This window comes from Streptomyces sp. MS191 (genome assembly GCF_008042125.1).
In the GTDB taxonomy this organism is placed as follows: Bacteria; Actinomycetota; Actinomycetes; order Streptomycetales; family Streptomycetaceae; genus Streptomyces.
Genome location: NZ_RDBI01000032.1, coordinates 1 through 16,055, shown reverse-complemented (window position 1 = coordinate 16,055; position 16,055 = coordinate 1). Strand labels below are relative to the sequence as shown.

General features: G+C 73.6%; 18 protein-coding genes and 1 riboswitch. Of the genes, 14 read left to right on the top strand and 4 right to left on the bottom strand.

The window, feature by feature from the left end; all coding sequences use genetic code 11:
* Window positions 1-46: 46 nt before the first annotated feature.
* The 10 genes from EAO71_RS03880 (at window position 47) to EAO71_RS03835 (ending at window position 6,920) form a co-directional block, all read left to right on the top strand.
* The gene (locus tag EAO71_RS03880) at window positions 47-370 is read left to right on the top strand and encodes a plasmid stabilization protein (protein WP_147976356.1); all 324 of its coding nucleotides are present in this window, start codon (window positions 47-49) and stop codon (window positions 368-370) included.
* 344 nt (window positions 371-714) lie between these two features.
* Window positions 715-1,707 carry a dihydroxyacetone kinase subunit DhaK gene (gene dhaK, locus EAO71_RS03875; protein ID WP_147976355.1) on the top strand — a complete coding sequence of 331 codons (993 nt, stop codon included), beginning with the start codon at window positions 715-717 and terminating at the stop codon, window positions 1,705-1,707.
* Window positions 1,708-1,897: 190 nt separating this feature from the next.
* Window positions 1,898-2,464 (top strand): dihydroxyacetone kinase subunit DhaL, encoded by a 567-nt coding sequence (gene dhaL, locus EAO71_RS03870; RefSeq protein WP_261991984.1) that lies wholly within the window; start codon window positions 1,898-1,900, stop codon window positions 2,462-2,464.
* A complete protein-coding gene (locus tag EAO71_RS03865) occupies window positions 2,461-2,865 on the top strand; it encodes a PTS-dependent dihydroxyacetone kinase phosphotransferase subunit DhaM (RefSeq protein WP_147976353.1) in 405 nt (134 codons plus the stop codon). The genes dhaL and EAO71_RS03865 overlap by 4 nt, the downstream gene beginning before the upstream one ends.
* Window positions 2,866-2,942: 77 nt before the next feature.
* Window positions 2,943-3,148: riboswitch (cobalamin riboswitch) on the top strand.
* 29 nt (window positions 3,149-3,177) lie between these two features.
* A complete protein-coding gene (locus tag EAO71_RS03860; protein WP_147976352.1) occupies window positions 3,178-3,879 on the top strand; it encodes an energy-coupling factor ABC transporter permease in 702 nt (233 codons plus the stop codon).
* Entirely contained in the window at window positions 3,876-4,280 is a 405-nt protein-coding gene (locus EAO71_RS03855; protein WP_261991981.1) for an energy-coupling factor ABC transporter substrate-binding protein, read from the top strand. Before EAO71_RS03860 ends, EAO71_RS03855 begins: the two co-directional genes overlap by 4 nt.
* 6 nt (window positions 4,281-4,286) lie before the next feature.
* Window positions 4,287-5,036, top strand: coding sequence for a cobalt ECF transporter T component CbiQ (gene cbiQ, locus EAO71_RS03850; protein ID WP_147976351.1), 750 nt, complete (start codon window positions 4,287-4,289; stop codon window positions 5,034-5,036).
* Window positions 5,033-5,881: an ATP-binding cassette domain-containing protein gene (locus EAO71_RS03845; protein WP_147976350.1), complete on the top strand. Its 849-nt coding sequence runs from the start codon at window positions 5,033-5,035 to the stop codon at window positions 5,879-5,881. The genes cbiQ and EAO71_RS03845 overlap by 4 nt, the downstream gene beginning before the upstream one ends.
* Window positions 5,882-5,980: 99 nt before the next feature.
* Window positions 5,981-6,319, top strand: coding sequence for a YciI family protein (locus EAO71_RS03840; RefSeq protein WP_147976349.1), 339 nt, complete (start codon window positions 5,981-5,983; stop codon window positions 6,317-6,319).
* A gap of 163 nt (window positions 6,320-6,482) precedes the next feature.
* Window positions 6,483-6,920 (top strand): glutaredoxin domain-containing protein, encoded by a 438-nt coding sequence (locus tag EAO71_RS03835; protein ID WP_147976348.1) that lies wholly within the window; start codon window positions 6,483-6,485, stop codon window positions 6,918-6,920.
* A 141-nt stretch (window positions 6,921-7,061) separates the two neighbouring features.
* Here EAO71_RS03835 and EAO71_RS03830 read toward each other — a convergent pair whose 3' ends face one another.
* Both EAO71_RS03830 and EAO71_RS03825 read right to left on the bottom strand, forming a co-directional pair.
* On the bottom strand, window positions 7,062-7,430 hold the full coding sequence (locus EAO71_RS03830; protein WP_147976347.1) for an ArsR/SmtB family transcription factor: 369 nt from the start codon (window positions 7,428-7,430) through the stop codon (window positions 7,062-7,064).
* Entirely contained in the window at window positions 7,427-7,873 is a 447-nt protein-coding gene (locus EAO71_RS03825) for an SRPBCC domain-containing protein (RefSeq protein ID WP_147976346.1), read from the bottom strand. The genes EAO71_RS03830 and EAO71_RS03825 overlap by 4 nt, the downstream gene beginning before the upstream one ends.
* 197 nt (window positions 7,874-8,070) lie before the next feature.
* Between EAO71_RS03825 and EAO71_RS03820 the strand changes: the two genes are divergently transcribed.
* The 3 genes from EAO71_RS03820 (at window position 8,071) to EAO71_RS03810 (ending at window position 12,338) form a co-directional block, all read left to right on the top strand.
* A complete protein-coding gene (locus tag EAO71_RS03820) occupies window positions 8,071-10,095 on the top strand; it encodes an oxidoreductase (RefSeq protein ID WP_147976345.1) in 2,025 nt (674 codons plus the stop codon).
* Between the two features lie 154 nt (window positions 10,096-10,249).
* A complete protein-coding gene (locus tag EAO71_RS03815) occupies window positions 10,250-10,798 on the top strand; it encodes a PadR family transcriptional regulator (RefSeq protein WP_147976344.1) in 549 nt (182 codons plus the stop codon).
* Window positions 10,799-10,937: 139 nt separating this feature from the next.
* Window positions 10,938-12,338, top strand: a complete 1,401-nt coding sequence (locus EAO71_RS03810; RefSeq protein WP_147976343.1) for an FAD-dependent oxidoreductase — start codon at window positions 10,938-10,940, stop codon at window positions 12,336-12,338.
* Window positions 12,339-12,459: 121 nt separating this feature from the next.
* Here the strand turns inward: EAO71_RS03810 and EAO71_RS03805 are convergent, their stop codons facing one another.
* Window positions 12,460-13,797 (bottom strand): DUF2252 domain-containing protein, encoded by a 1,338-nt coding sequence (locus tag EAO71_RS03805; RefSeq protein ID WP_147976342.1) that lies wholly within the window; start codon window positions 13,795-13,797, stop codon window positions 12,460-12,462.
* Between the two features lie 171 nt (window positions 13,798-13,968).
* Between EAO71_RS03805 and EAO71_RS03800 the strand changes: the two genes are divergently transcribed.
* Window positions 13,969-14,721, top strand: coding sequence for a GntR family transcriptional regulator (locus EAO71_RS03800; RefSeq protein WP_147976341.1), 753 nt, complete (start codon window positions 13,969-13,971; stop codon window positions 14,719-14,721).
* Window positions 14,722-14,761: 40 nt separating this feature from the next.
* On the opposite strand, the gene EAO71_RS03795 is transcribed toward EAO71_RS03800, so the two are convergent.
* Window positions 14,762-16,055, bottom strand: a 1,294-nt coding sequence (locus EAO71_RS03795) for an amino acid permease (RefSeq protein WP_147976340.1), incomplete at its 5' end; no start/stop codon positions are given.

Here is a 16,055-nt window from a genome sequence, read left to right as displayed (position 1 = left end):
GGTAGGCGCGGAACCGGCCGGAACCCGACCCGAGCAAGGAGACGCCATGCCTCGTGGTTCGAGCCCCAAACGCGAGCGGCAGTACGAGCACATCAAGGAGAGCGCCGAGGAGCGCGGCGAGAGCACCGAGCGGGCCAAGGAGATCGCCGCGCGCACCGTGAACAAGGAGCGTGCCCGGGCCGGCGAGTCCGAGACCGCCAGCCGCAGCTCCCTGGAGGACATGTCGTCGTCGCGTCGCGGCGGACTGAGGTCCCACCGGGGCGCGCAGGGCCCGACGAAGGAGCAGCTCTACAACGAGGCCCGGCAGCGCAACATCGAGGGCCGCTCGAAGATGGACAAGGCCGAGCTCAAGCGGGCTCTGGGCCGCTGAGTCCCGGTGCCGCGCGGGGCAGGCCCCGCGGGCGGTCCGCGGAGCCGTTCGTCCCCGCTCCTCCGATCGCCTGTCCGCACCCGAACCCGCGGTACCCGTGCGGACAGGCCCCGCGCCGTCGATAATCGGTGCGTGACGCGCACCCGCGAAGGACGTCCCGCCCCCTCCGCGCTGACTGCCGCTCAGGACGGTCGGCGCAGGGGCGCTTCCGCGCCGGCGCCGTACGGCCGTCCCCGGCCCGGCGGCCGGTGCGTTCCCGCGCCGAGCCCGCGGCACCGCCTCCGCGTCACGCCCTGCCCGGACCCGCTGGACGACTCGCCCGCTCCACTCCCCTGGAGGTACTCGTGCGGATGCTGATCAACGTGCCCGAGAGCGTCGTCGCCGACGCGCTGCGCGGCATGGCCGCGGCCCACCCCGAACTGACCGTCGACGTCGGGAACCGCGTGGTGCTGCGGCGCGACGCTCCCATGGCGGGCAAGGTGGGGCTCGTCTCCGGCGGCGGATCCGGACACGAGCCCCTGCACGCCGGGTTCGTCGGGCCGGGGATGCTGGCCGCCGCCTGCGCCGGCGAGGTGTTCACGTCGCCCGTGCCCGACCAGATGGTGCGGGCCGCCGCCGCGGTGGACAGCGGGGCGGGGGTGCTGTTCGTCGTCAAGAACTACACCGGCGACGTCCTCAACTTCGAGATGGCCGCGGAGCTCGCCGAGGACGAGGGCGTCCAGGTCGCCAAGGTCCTGGTCGACGACGACGTGGCGGTGACGGACAGCCTCTACACGGCCGGGCGGCGCGGCACGGGCGGCACCCTGTTCGTCGAGAAGATCGCCGGAGCCGCGGCCGAGGAGGGCGCGCCACTGGAGCGGGTCGAGGCCGTCGCCCGCCGGGTCAACGAGCGGTCGCGGTCCTTCGGTGTGGCACTGAGCGCCTGCAGTACCCCGACGAAGGGCAGCCCCACCTTCGAACTCCCCCATGGTGAGCTGGAGTTGGGTATCGGGATCCACGGCGAGCCGGGACGCGAGCGGCGCGCCATGATGACGTCGCGGGAGATCGCCGACTTCGCCGTGGACGCCGTGCTGGAGGACCTTCGGCCGTCGGGTCCGGTCCTGGCCCTGGTCAACGGCATGGGCGCCACCCCGCTGCTCGAACTGTACGGATTCAACGCCGAGGTGCAGCGCGTGCTGGCCGAGCGCCGCATCCCGGTCGCCCGCACGCTGGTGGGGAACTACGTGACCTCGCTCGACATGGCCGGCTGCTCGGTGACGCTCTGCGAGGTGGACGAGGAACTCCTGCGGCTGTGGGACGCGCCCGTGCAGACGCCGGCCCTGCGCTGGGGCCGGTGACGCCCCGGGCGACACCCGACGCCGAACTCCCAGGCCCCCGACTCCCCGTCGCAGCCGACCCAGTGAGGTGACCGCAGTGCCCGAGCCGACCGCCCCCGACTCCGCCGGATCCCCCGGCTCGTCCGACACATCCGGCGCGTCCTCCGACGCCTCGTCCGGTACGTTCGACGCCGCCTTCTTCGTCCGCTGGCTGACGATCGCCGCAGCCTCCGTCGACCGGGAGGCGGACCGTCTGACCGAGCTGGACTCCGCGATCGGCGACGCCGACCACGGTGCCAACCTGAAGCGGGGCTTCGCCGCCGTCACGGCCGTACTGGAGAAGGAGCCGCCTCCGACGCCGGGGGCCGTTCTCGTCACCGCGGGAAGCCGGCTCATCTCCACGGTCGGGGGCGCGTCCGGGCCTCTGTACGGGACGCTGCTGCGCCGGACGGGCAAGGACCTGGGCGACGAACCGGCCGTGAGCCGGGCCCGGTTCGCCGAGGCGCTGGAAGCCGGGGTCTCGGCCGTCTCACGGCTCGGCGGGGCACAGGCCGGCGACAAGACCATGCTCGACGCCCTCGTACCGGCGGCAGCGGCCCTGGGCGAGTCCTTCACCGCAGCGCGGGAGGCGGCCGAGCGGGGTGCCCTCGCGACCGTGCCCCTCCGGGCGCGCAAGGGCAGGGCCAGCTACCTCGGCGAGCGTTCCGTCGGACACCAGGACCCCGGAGCCACCTCGTCCGCGCTGCTGATGGCCGCGCTCGCCGAGGCGGCGGAATGACCGGGCAGGTCGGCATCGTCCTCGTCTCCCACAGCGCGCCGGTGGCGGCGGCCGTCGCCGCACTCGCCCAGGGCCTGGCCGGCGGCGGCCCGTGCGCGCCGATCCTGCCCGCGGGCGGCACTCCCGACGGCGGTCTCGGCACCAGCGCGGAGCTGATCGCCGAGGCGGCCGAGGCAGCGGACCGTGGCGCGGGTGTGGCCCTGCTCGTCGATCTGGGCAGCGCCGTCCTCACCGTCAAGGCCCTCCTCGCCGAGGGCGGCGAACTGCCCCCGGGGGCACGGCTGGTCGACGCGCCGTTCGTCGAGGGAGCCGTCGCCGCCCTCGTCACGGCGAGCGCCGGCGGGGACCTGGACGCCGTGGAGGCGGCGGCCTCGGAGGCGTACACCTACCGGAAGGCATGAGGCCCGGCGGGCGGCCCGGCCGCCCGTCACGGGCCGTACCGGTACCCCACCGTGTTGTGATGTACCTGGTCAACGCACTAATGTCGCAGGGCCTTGGTGTACGGGAAACCGGTGCAGTACCGGTGCGGCCCTCGCCACTGTGATCGGGAGGTCCGGCTCCACGCCCTGGGAGGTCGACAGGGAAGCCACTGCACCACCGCGGGCGACCGCGGGCGGTGTGGGAAGGCGGAGTCCGGGCGTCATGACCGTCAGCCAGGAGACCGGCCAAGGTGCGTTGTCCATCCACGAGGTGCTGGAGAGGGTCTCCCAACCATGCATATAGCCGAGGGGTACCTGCCCCCTGTGCACGCGGCCGCCTGGGGCGTCGCAGCCGCCCCCTTCGTCGTCCACGGTGTGCGTGCGCTCACCCGTGAGGTGAAAGCCAATCCCGAGTCCACCCTGCTGCTCGGCGCCTCCGGCGCCTTCACGTTCGTCCTGTCCGCTCTCAAGATCCCCTCGGTGACGGGCAGTTGCTCGCACCCGACCGGTACGGGGCTGGGCGCGATCCTCTTCCGGCCGCCCGTGATGGCGGTCCTGGGCACCATCACCCTGCTGTTCCAGGCGCTGCTCCTGGCGCACGGAGGGCTGACCACGCTGGGCGCCAACGCCTTCTCGATGGCGATCGTCGGCCCGTGGGCCGGGTACGGGACGTACCGGCTGCTGCGCCGGTTCGACGTCCCGCTGATGGTGAGCGTCTTCTGCGGCGCCTTCGTCGCCGACCTCTCCACCTACTGCGTCACCAGCGTTCAGCTGGCGCTGGCGTTCTCCGACCCGGGCAGCGGCTTCGTCGGTGCGCTGGCGAAGTTCGGCGGCATCTTCGCCGTCACGCAGATCCCGCTCGCGGTCAGCGAGGGTCTGCTGACGGTGCTCGTGATGCGTCTGCTCGCGCAGTCGAGCAAGGGGGAGCTGACCCGGCTCGGCGTGCTGCTCCCCGCGGGACGGAAGAGCGGGACCACGGAGGCGGTCGGCCGATGAGCAGGAACGCGAAGATCAACACGCTGCTGCTGCTCGTGGTGGCCGCGCTGGCGGTACTGCCCCTGCTGCTGGGGCTGGGCGACCACAAGGAGGAGCCGTTCACCGGCGCCGACGCCGAGGCGGAGACCGCCATCACGGAGCTCGAGCCGGACTACGAGCCGTGGTTCAGCCCGCTCTACGAGCCGCCCTCCGGCGAGATCGAGTCGGCGCTGTTCGCGCTCCAGGCCGCGCTCGGCGCCGGTGTCCTCGCGTACTACTTCGGCCTGCGCAAGGGCCGCAGGCAGGGCGAGGCCCACTCGGCGGCGACGGCGACGGCGACGGCGACGGACGGTACGACGCCCGCCGGCACCACGGCGGGATCGTCTGCGGCGGCGACGGTCGCGCCGGCAGGCGACGAGTAGTCACGGATGCTGCCGATCGACGCGGCGGCGCACAGCAGTCGCTGGCGTCGCCGTCATCCCGCCGAGAAGGCCGTTCTCGGCTTCGGTCTCACCCTGTGCGCGGTGTGCCTGCCGCCGTGGCCCGGCGCCGTGCTCGTCGCCGCGGCCACGCTGGCCGTCCTGCTCGGACCGGCCGGCGTGCCGCGACGTCAGCTGTGGCGGGCGTTCCGGATCCCCCTGGGCTTCTGTGTGACGGGCGCCGTCCCCCTGCTGTTCGAGGTCGGCGGGGCCCGCGGGCTCGTCGCCCTGGCCCCGGACGGTCCTGCGCACGCGGGCGAGTTGCTGCTGCGGACGTCGGCCGCCTCGCTGGGGGTCCTGCTGTTCGCCTTCACCACGCCGGTCTCGGACGTACTGCCCCGGCTCGTCCGGGCGGGGGTACCGGCCCCGGTCGTGGACGTCGCCCTGGTGATGTACCGGATCGGCTTCCTGCTCCTGGACGCGATGGCCAGGATCCGGCAGGCGCAGGCGGCCCGGCTCGGGCTCACCACCCGGGCGGCGACCTGGCGTTCCCTGGCCGGGCTCGGCGCGACCGCGTTCGTCCGCGCCTTCGACCGCGCGCAGCGGCTGCAGACCGGGCTCGCGGGGCGCGGGTACGACGGCACGCTGCGGGTCCTGGTGCCCGAGGCCGCGGTCTCGCGCCGGTTCCTCACCGCGTCGGCCGGCCTGCTCGCCGGACTCGTCGCGCTCACTCTCGTACTCGAAAGGTCCCTGCGTTGAGTTCTCGGTCCGCGGTCGTGGAGCTGGTCAAGGCGGGATTCGCCTACGAGGACGGTCCCGCCGTCCTGGACGGGATCGACTTCGCCGTGCCCGAGGGGCGGGCGACGGCGCTGCTCGGCCGCAACGGCAGTGGCAAGACGACCCTGATGCGGCTGCTCAGCGGCGGGCTCCGGCTCGGCGGCGGCACGCTCCTGCTGGACGGCGAGCGGGTGTCGTACGACCGCAAGGGTCTGACCCGGCTGCGGACGACGGTGCAGCTCGTGGTGCAGGATCCGGACGACCAGCTCTTCGCGGCCTCGGTCGGCCAGGACGTGTCCTTCGGGCCGATGAACCTGGGCCTGCCGGAGCAGGAGGTACGGCTGCGGGTGCGTGAGGCGCTGGAGGCGCTGGACATCGCGGTCCTGGAGGACCGGCCGACGCACCTGCTGTCGTACGGGCAGCGCAAGCGGGCGGCGATCGCGGGAGCCGTGGCGATGCGCCCGCGTGTCCTGATCCTGGACGAGCCGACGGCCGGGCTCGATCCGCACGGACAGGAGCGGCTGCTGGAGGTGCTGGGCCGGCTGCGGGAGTCCGGTACGACCGTGGTGATGGCCACGCACGACGTGGATCTGGCGCTCCGGTGGGCGGACGACGCCGCGGTGCTGTCGCCCGAGGGGCTGCGGACCGGGCCGATCGCCGAACTGCTCGGCGACGACGCGCTGCTCGCCGCGGCCCGGCTGCGCCGCCCCTGGGGCATGGCCGTGTCCCGGCTGCTGCGGGGCCACGGCCTGCTGGCAGCGGACGCGCCCGGCCCGCGGACGGCGGAGGAGCTGGACGCGTGGGCGGAGGTGCCGGGGCGGGCCTGACGGGTGCCTCGGAAGCCGGGAGGAGCTTCGGTTCCGAAGGGAGACGTTCGTCGTAGGGTGAGAAGGGTTCGAAGGGGCCGACGGCCGAGGGAGCCATGCATGACGCGGTACCTGATCTCGTTCGACGACGGCGCGATGACCTTCCCCGAGGAGGAGTTGCCCCAGGTGGCCGAAGCCTCGCTCGAAGTGGTGCGTCAGGCTCGGGAGGCCGGCGTGTGGGTCTTCGGCGGCGGACTGGAAAGGCAGCGGGCCAGCGTCGTGGCCACCGACGGGGTCGTCGCCGACGGCCCGTACCCGGAGACCAAGGCGGTGCTCGGCGGGTTCTCGATCATCGATGTGCCCTCACGCGAGGACGCGCTGGAGTGGGCCGCCAGGATCGCCGCCGCCTGCCGCTGTGCGCAGGAGGTCCGGGAGATCATGCCCGATCCGACCGACTGACCGAGAACGGCCGGCTGCGGCCGGGGCCTGGTGCGGAGATGGTGCGACCTCCGGGACCGGCACGCGCCGGGCCTGCCGTCGACGCGGCGGGAGCGTCCGGCCAACGCCCGGGTGAGCGGCCCGCTCCGCGGAGAGCCTCGGCTCACCGATAGCCTGGACCATCATGACGCGCCTGTGGATCCTGCCGATGCTGCTCGTGTCCTGCGGCTCGGTCGTCGCGACCGGGCTGTTCCTCCGGGGGAGCCCCGGCGAAGCCGCGGCACTCCTGCTGGGGTTCGTGCTGCTGGCGGGCGTGAACTCGCCGCTGGTCTTCCCGAGGTCCATCGGTGCGACGGAGGCGCAACGCCGCAGCGCGGTCGACGGCCGGCCGGTCGTCTACTGGCGGCCGGGCTGCGCGTACTGCCTGCGGCTGCGCATCCGGTTGGGCCGCAGGGCCCGCCGGTTGCACTGGGTCGACATCTGGCGTGACCCGGCTGGAGCGGCCGTGGTGAGGGCGGCCAACGACGGCAACGAGACCGTACCGACCGTCGTCGTGGCGGGCCGGCCGCACACCAACCCCGATCCTGCCTGGGTGCGCGAACAGCTCTCGTCCTCCGCGTGATCGGGAGCGCTGCCGTGCGGGTGGCGCCCGCGGACCACCGAGGGATCGGCGGACCGCCGCACGCCGGCGCCACCGTCTCGTTGCCGGGCCCGGCGCGCGCCTCCCGGCCGGCCGGCGGACTCCCGTCGGCCGGCCGGTCGCTCAGACGCCGTGCGACCCGCCCTCGTCCCGCTCCGCCGCCTCGGCCACGCTCTTGATGCGGGCCAGGCGCCGGTCCCAGTCGGCCGCGAGGGTCGACATCCAGCGGGCCGTCGTGTCCAGGGCCGCGGGCCGGACCGCGTACCGCACCTCGCGTCCGACCCGGCCGCCGGACACGAGTCCGGCGGCGTCGAGGACGGCGAGGTGCTTGACCACGGCCTGCCGCGAGACGGGGAGCTCCGCGGCGAGCGTGGTCGCGGTCGCCTCCCCCCGCGCGGCCAGCAGGTCGAGCAGCCGCCGCCGCATCGGGTCGGCCAGCGCGCCGAGGACGACGTCGACGACCTCGGGGGCGCCGGGCGCCTCCTCCGTCACGGGGAGGGCTCCTCCGCGCGCTTGCGGAGCGCGTCGAGCTCCAGCGGCCAGCCCTCGGTGTGGTCCTTGTGGTTCCGGCTGCGCAGGTCCTCGGACCCGGCCAGCGCGGTGAACCCGCTCTCGACGACACGCAGGCGGGTCCTGCCCCCCTCCGCGGTCAGCGTGAACTCGACCAGCGTGCTGTTCTCCTCGCGCAGCTCCTCCCCGGGGAAGGCGCTGGTCCAGCGGTACGCCAGGTAGCTCGGGGGCCGCACCTTCTCCACGCGCACGGGGAAGTCGCCGTGCTCGGGGTTCCTCGCCACCATCGTCACGCCCTCCTCGGCCACCGTGCCGGGCAGGCTCGCCTTGTCGGCCACCCAGAAGCCGGGCTGCGCCACCAGGGTCCAGACGCGCTCCAGGGGCGCTTCGATCAGGGTCTCGCGTTCGATCCGGTCCTCGCTCATGACGGACTCCGTTCCTCGACACCATCAGATGCAACTCCAGGGTTGCACGTCCCGACCCGAGGTGCAACCTGCCGGTTGCGCGAACCACGGTGTCCCGCGTTGCGCACATCACGCGCCGCTCGTTATGCAACTAGTTGCACAAGCGCCCTCGGGTCGTCTACAACAGACGGTGACGACCCTGCGCGAGGAGGCGCCCGATGGCCCCGACCACCCCGTACCCGCACCTGCTGAGCCCGCTCGACCTCGGGTTCACCACCCTGCCCAACCGGGTGCTCATGGGTTCCATGCACGTCGGTCTCGAGGAGGCCGAGCACGGATTCGAGCGGATGGCCGCCTTCTACGCCGAGCGCGCCCGGGGCGGAGTCGGCCTCATCGTGACCGGTGGCATCGCCCCGAACGAGGCCGGACGGCCCTGGGACGGCGGCGCCAAGCTCACCACCGACGAGGAGGTGGCCGAACACCGGCTGATCACCGACGCCGTGCACGAGGCCGGCGGCCGTATCGCGATGCAGATCCTGCACTTCGGCCGGTACGCCTACCACCCCGGCCTCGTGGCGCCCAGCGCTATCCAGGCGCCGATCAGCCCCTTCGTCCCCAACGAGCTGACCGACGCCGAGGTGGAGCGGACCGTCGAGGACTACGTCCGCTGCGCCGAGCTGGCCAGGGCCGCGGGCTACGACGGCGTGGAGGTGATGGGGTCCGAGGGCTACCTGATCAACGAGTTCATCGCGGCCGCCACCAACCGGCGCACCGACCGCTGGGGCGGCAGCTACGAGAACCGGGTCCGCTTCCCGCTGGAGATCGTCCGCCGCATCCGCGAGCGGGTCGGCGAGGACTTCATCCTCGTCTACCGGCTCTCCATGCTGGACCTGGTCCCGGGCGGCTCCACGCTGGACGAGGTGGTCGCGCTCGCCAAGGAGATCGAGGCCGCCGGCGCCACCATCATCAACACCGGCATCGGCTGGCACGAGGCCCGCATCCCCACCATCGCGACCTCGGTCCCGCGCGGCGCCTACACGTGGGTGACGAAGCGGCTGATGGGCACGGTCTCCGTCCCGCTGGTGACGAGCAACCGCATCAACACCCCCGAGGTGGCGGAGCAGATCCTCGCCGAGGGACGCGCCGACATCGTGTCGATGGCCCGGCCGTTCCTCGCCGACCCGGACTTCGTCCGCAAGGCCGCCGCCGACCGCGCCGACACCATCAACACCTGCATCGGCTGCAACCAGGCGTGCCTGGACCACACCTTCAGCCTCAAGATCACGTCCTGCCTGGTCAACCCGCGCGCCTGCCACGAGACCGAGCTGGTCCTCTCCCCCACCCGCCTCGCGAAGCGGCTCGCCGTCGTCGGCGCGGGCCCGGCCGGCCTCGCCTTCTCCGTGTCCGCCGCCGAACGAGGCCACCGGGTCACGCTGTTCGACGCCGCCGGCGAGATCGGCGGCCAGCTGAACGTCGCCAAGCGCGTGCCGGGCAAGGAGGAGTTCAACGAGACCCTGCGCTACTTCCGCACGCAGCTCGACGCCCTCGGCGTCGACGTCCGGCTGGACACCACCGTGGCGGCCGCCGATCTCGACGACTTCGACGAGGTGGTCGTCGCCACCGGCGTGACCCCGCGCGTCCCCGAGATCGAGGGCATCGACCACCCCAGCGTCGTCAGCTACCTCGACGTGCTGCGCGACGGCGCCCCGGTCGGCGAGCGGGTGGCCGTCATGGGCGCCGGCGGTATCGGCTTCGACGTCGCCGAGTTCCTCACGGACGGCGGCGAGGGGGCGAGCCAGGACCCGGAGACGTACTTCCGGCAGTGGGGCGTCGACACCTCGTACGAGTCCCGCGGCGGTCTGCGGACCCCCGAGCGGCCCCGCCCCCCGCGCCAGGTCCACCTGCTCCAGCGCAAGACCTCCAAGGTCGGCGCCGGCCTGGGCAAGACCACCGGCTGGATCCACCGCGCCGAGATGAAGCACCGCGGCGTCACCATGGTCGCGGGCGTGACGTACGAGCGGATCGACGACGAGGGCCTGCACATCAGCCTGGACGGCGAGCCGCAGGTCGTCCCGGTCGACACCGTCGTGCTCTGCACCGGTCAGGAGCCGCGCCGCGGCCTGTACGAGGAGCTGGTCGCCGCGGGTCGCACCGCGCACCTGATCGGCGGCGCCGACGTCGCCGCGGAGCTCGACGCGAAGCGGGCCATCGACCAGGGCACCCGCCTGGCGGCGACCGTCTGACCGCGGGCGCGGGCCCGGCACGTCCCTCCGGGCGGCCGGGCCCGCGCCACCCTTGTCCGCCCGCCGGCCGGCGACCCCGGGGACGCCTCGCCGATCGGGCCGGTCCCGCCGCAAGCCCGGCAGGACCGGCGAGACTCCCTCCTAGGATGCGTCCATGTCCCTCCCGCACGCGATCCTGACCGCGCTGCTCGAGAAGCCGTCCTCGGGTCTCGAACTGACGCGCCGCTTCGACCGGTCGATCGGCTACTTCTGGTCCGCCACCCACCAGCAGATCTACCGCGAACTGGGCAGGCTGGAGCAGGCGGGCCACATCCGCGCCCTGCCGGCCCCCGTGCCGGCGCGCGGGCAGAAGAAGGAGTACGAGGTCCTGCCGGCCGGCATCGGGGAGCTGACGGCGTGGGTGGCGCGCACGGAGGACCCGAAGCCGCTGCGGTCGGCGCTGCTGCTGCGGATGCGGGCCGCGGCCGTGGTCGGGGCGTCCGGCATGAGGGCCGAGCTGGAGCGCCATCTCGACCTGCACCGGGCACAGTTGGAGGAGTACCGGGCCATCGAGGAGCGGGACTTCCCGCCCGCCCGCCGGGAGAGCGAGCCGGACCGTCTCCGGCACCTCGTGCTGCGGGGCGGGATCGATCTGGAGCGGTTCTGGGTCGAGTGGCTGACGCACGCGCTCAGCGAGCTGCCGGCGGAGCCCCCGGAGAGGTGACGGCGGTGCCGGGATCCGTTGGTCCGGAGGGACGCGCCCGGCGGCGCGGGAGTCGGTGGCCGGCGGCCGGATCCGGCGGGTCCGCCCGGCCGGATGTGGATACTGGGCGGTAGGAGATCCACGACCGGAAAGGGCGGGCATGGCCGACGACTTGGGGCACCGCGCGACACGTCACGCGGTGGTCATCGGGGGAAGTCTCGCGGGCCTGCTGGCCGCGCGGGTGCTGAGCGAGCACGCGGAGAGGGTCACGGTCGTCGAGCGCGACCGCTTCCCCGAGGGCCCGGACGCCCGGCCCGGCGTCCCGCAGAGCCGGCACACCCATGTACTGGTGGAAGGCGGACAGCGGGCCCTGGACGAACTGCTCCCGGGATTCACGAAGGAGCTGGGCGAGCTCGGCAGCCCGGTGGTGGGGATGCCGGCGGACATGATGCAGCTGCAGGACGGCCGGTGGTTCCGCCGCACGGCCGCCTCGACGTCGCTCTTCACGGGGCCCCGGGCGCAGCTCGAATGGCTGGTGCGGCGCCGGGTGCTGGCCGACCCCCGCATCGAGACCGTGCAGGGCACCGAGATCGTGGGGCTGGTCGGCGACTCCTCGCGCGTGCGCGGGGTGCTGCTGCGCGAGCGGGGAGCGGGCGCGGACCGGGAGACCCGGTCGCTGGCGGCCGATCTGGTGGTGGACGCGTCGGGCCGGGGCTCGGGCGCCTCCGACTGGCTCGCCGCGATCGGCGCCGAGCCGCCGCACGAGGAGACCATCGACACCGGTCTCGGCTACGCGACCCGGGTCTACCGGGGCGCGGACGACGCGTCGTCGGACGCGCTCGGCGTCAACATCGTGCCCAACCCCCGGCAGGTGTACGGCGCCGTGGTGGTGCCGGTCGGCGAAGGCCGTCACCTGGTGACGCTCTCCGGGCTGCGCGACGACCTGCCCCCGTCGGACGAGGCGGGCTTCGAGGAGTTCGCGAAGCGGCTCCCGCATCCGCTGGTGAGCGAGTGGCTGGCGAAGGCCGAGCCGGAGTCCGCCGTGTTCGGCTTCCGCAACACCTCCAACATCCGGCGCCGCTACGATCTGCCCGGTCGCCGGCCGGCCGGCTTCCTCGCGACCGGCGACGCGCTGTGCGCCTTCAACCCGATCTACGGACAGGGCATGGCGGTGGCCGCGCTGAGCGCCGTGGCGCTGCGGCGCGCGCTGGGTGACACACGTCGTACGCCGACCACGCGGACGGTGCAGAAGGCGCTGGTCGACGCCTCTCGGCAGGCCTGGGACATCTCGGCGGGCGCCGACAGGAAGATGCCCGGGGCCACGGGCAACGCGACGGGCTCGCGCGCGGTGGACCGGCCCGTCGGGTGGTATCTGCGGCGCCTCCAGGAGCGGTACGCCGGGGATCCGCAGGTCGGTGCCGCGTTCCGGTCGGTCCTCACCCTGTCGGCGCCGATGTCGGCGCTGTTCGCCCCGGCTGTCGCGCGGGCGGTGCTCTTCGGGCCGGTCCGGCGGACGCCGGCCGGTCCGCCCCTGCGGCGCGAGGCGCCCGCGGGGCACTGAAGCCGGTCGGGGCTGCCGGGAGCGCGCCTCGGGGCGGCTCCGGTGGCCCCCCGGGGCCCGGCGCAACGGGCTTGGCCCTCGCCGCACGGGCCCGCGCGCCGGCGGTGACCGGCCCGTGGGGTCACACTCCCGGCGCGGCGGCGATCACCCCGGCCGCGATCGCGGCGCTCAACTGCGCGTAGTCGTCGGCGTTCTGGCCGGCGTAGCGGAGGGCGAAGTCGGCTATCGCCCGGTCGAAGACGTCCGAGGAGCCCAGGTAGCCCGCGATGGCGATGCGGTCGCCCGAGCGGGCGTGGGCGCGGGCCAGCGCGACGCCGCAGAGGCGGGCGTATGCGCGCAGCATGGACGGGGACATCGTCTCGACCTCGGCCGAACCCTTCATGTCGCGCAACTGGCGCCAGTAGAAGTGGCGTTGTTCGGGTCCGGTCATCCAGCCCAGGAAGATGTCGCTGGCGGCCTGGGTGAGGCGCTGTCCCGCGACGACGCGACGGCCCTGGTGGGCGTGGACGCTCGGCGGCAGGTACGGCTCCAGGACCGAGCGGCCGGCCTCCTTGACCTGGAGCATCAGCGGGTCGCCGTCGTCCCGGCCCTGGAGGAGCAGGACGAAGCACCGGGTGCCGACGCTTCCGACACCGACGACCTTGCGGGCGGCGTCGACGAAGTGGAACCGGTCGAGCAGCAGACGGCGCTCCTCGGACAGCGAGCTGCGGTAGTCGCTGAAGATCTTGCCCAGGCCGACCCGGTCGAGGTCCCCGGCGCGTTCGAGGAGCGGCGGGTCGTCGACGATCCGGCGGGCTCCGGACTCGTCCGTCTCGGTCATCTTGGCGAGGGCCTGGAGGCTCGTGCGGCGGCGGGCGCGGGCGAGGCGGCTCTCGACGCGGGCCCGCCCGCTCCGGACGAGGGGGGCCAGCTCGTCGGCGTCGATCCGCTCGTACCAGACGGCGAGCTCCCCCAGTCCGGCCAGGCGTCGCATGGCGGTGCGGTACGAGCCGGCGGCGGCCAGGGCGGCGTGGTGGGCCTTGGCCTTGGTGTTGCCGTTCTGGAGGGCGGCGGCGACGACGCTGGCGGCGAGCCGCTTGACGTCCCATTCGAAGGGTCCGGGCAAGGTCTCGTCGAAGTCGTTCACGTCGAAGAGGAGGGCCCGTTCGGGTGAGGCGTAGACGCCGAAGTTGAGCAGGTGGGCGTCGCCGCACAGCTGCACGGTGAGGCCGGTGTGGGGCTGGGCGGCGAGGTCCGCGGCCATCACGGCGGCGGCGCCGCGCAGGAAGGCGAAGGGCGAGACGGCCATCCTGCCGTACCGGATCGGCACGAGTTCGGCCAGGCGGTCGACGGACTGCCGCTCCAGGACGGTCAGCGGGTCGGGCCGCTGCGAGGAGGGTATCCAGCGGCCGTGCGAGGAGCGCGGCACACGCTTGCGGGCCGCCCGGCCGATCCCGGCCCGCTCCGACGGTGTGGTCATCCGGCATCACCGCCTCGTTCGCCGCCATCACCAGTGGCTTCATTAGAAGCGCAGTCGCTCGTTTCGGCCACTCTCGCCGACCCCCCTTCCAAAGTGGTTTAGACCAATGATAGGAATTGATCACCGACGCGACCCACGCGGTCACGCTGAGCAAGCAGAGAGGGTCTGATCATGGCCGAGCCCGATCCCGAACAGATGGCGGCGGTTCCGCTCTACCTCCGGGTCGCCGGCGCCCTGCGGGACGACCTCGCCGACCGCCGCATCTCCCCCGGCAGCCGGCTGCCGTCCGAACGGTCCCTGGCCCACCGCTACCACGTGAACCGGCAGACGGTGCGCAGCGCGCTCCAACTGCTGCGCGAGGAGGGGCTCGTGGTCACGGACCGGCGGGGCACCTTCGCGGCCGGTGCCGGACAGGCGGCGGCCGCGCCCGCCCTGACGGTCCGCCGGCAGCACTTCCCCGGCGGCACGGAGGCGGCCGACGCGCTGGTCCGCGCGGCGCTCGCGTGGGAGGTGCCGCCCGCCGCACTGGCGGGCCGGCTGACGCTCGTGCCGGGCGAGCCCACCCTCGTCCACCGGCATGTGGTGCTCAGTCCGGGCGGAGCCCCGCTGCAGCGCTCCGTCTCGTGGTTCTCCCGGTCGGCCCTGGCGGAGATCCCGCAGCTCGGCCGGTACCGGCGGGTCACCGGCTCCGTGCGGCAGCCCGACCTGCGACTGCTCTACCACTGGATGCACCAGGCGGGCCTGCGCCTGACCCGGCGCGAGTCGATCGCCGTGCCGCACGGGCCCGCCACCGGCGTCGGCGCGGACGACGCCCGGCTGGTCGTCCACCGGGTGGTGAGCGACCAGCACGGGCACGCGCTGGAGGTCACGGACATCGACTTCGCGGCCCATGCCGCGCCCTGGACCTACGAGTTCTCGGCCTGAGGCGTGGACTCCGCTCCGGGACGGGCCCGTTCGCGGGGCGTCAGACGATCCCCTCGGCGATCTCCGCCTCCTCGCGCGCGCTGCCGTACGCCGACGGCGTGCCGTACGAGCGGCGGGCGACGTACCACCACAGGGTGGCGAGGACGAGCACCACGGCGAGCGCGATGGCCGCGTAGTTCATCGAGTCGATGGTCACCGGGGACTTCTGCGGCAGGCAGAAGAGGACGGTGACGAGAGCCACCCAGATCACGGCGGTCCAGCCGATCGGTCGGCTCCAGCGGCCCAGACTCCACGGGCCCGGTGTGAACCGCTTGCCCGCCCGCAGCCGCAGGTAGATCGGAATGGCGTAGGCGGGGGTGATGCCGATGACGTTGATGGCCGTCACGGCTCCGTAGGCGGTGGCGGAGTAGAGCGAGGGCACCGCGAGCAGGGCGGCGACGACGACCGAGAGCCACACGGCCGGCACCGGGGTCTGCGTACGGCTGCTGACCTTGCGCCAGAGAGCCGACCCGGGAAGGGCGTTGTCGCGGCTGAAGGCGAAGACCATCCGGCTGGCAGCGGCCACCTCGGCGTTGCCGCAGAACAACTGGGCCACGATCACCACGAGCAGCAGGGCGGTGGCGCCGCCGCTGCCGAGCGCGTCGAGCAGGATCTGCGCGGGCGGCACGCCGGTGGCGCTGTTCTGGGTGCCCACGTAGTCCTGGATCGCGAAGGTCAGCCCGGCGAGCAGCGCGAAGCCGGCTATCCAGGAGACCCAGATGGCCCGGACGATGCCCTTGGCCGCGCTGACCGAGGCGTTGGAGGTCTCCTCGGACAGGTGGGCGGAGGCGTCGTAGCCGGAGAAGGTGTACTGCGCGAGGAGGAGCCCGATCGCGGCGACGTAGAGCGGGTTGGCCCAGCCGGTGTCGTTCACGAACTCGGTGAAGACGAACTCCGCCGACTGGTGGTGGTCCGGGACGATGGCGAGGGCGCCGACGATGAGCGCCACGCCGCCGAGGTGCCACCAGACGCTGACCGAGTTGAGGAGGCTCACCAGTCGGACGCCGAAGAGGTTGAGCACGGCGTGCAGCAGCAGGATCACGAGGAAGATCACGAAGGTGCCGCCGGGCGTGGGCACGATGCCCCACTGGAGGTTGAGGAAGGCTCCGGTGAAGAGCGCGGCGCCGTAGTCGATGCCCGCGATCGCGCCGAGCAGGCCGAGCAGGTTGAGCCAGCCGGTGTACCAGCCCCAGCGGCGGCCGCCCAGCCGGTCGGCCATGTAGTAGAGCGCGCCGGAGGTGGGGTACGCGCTGGTGACCTCCGCCAGCGCCAGGCCCACGCAGAGCACGAAGAGC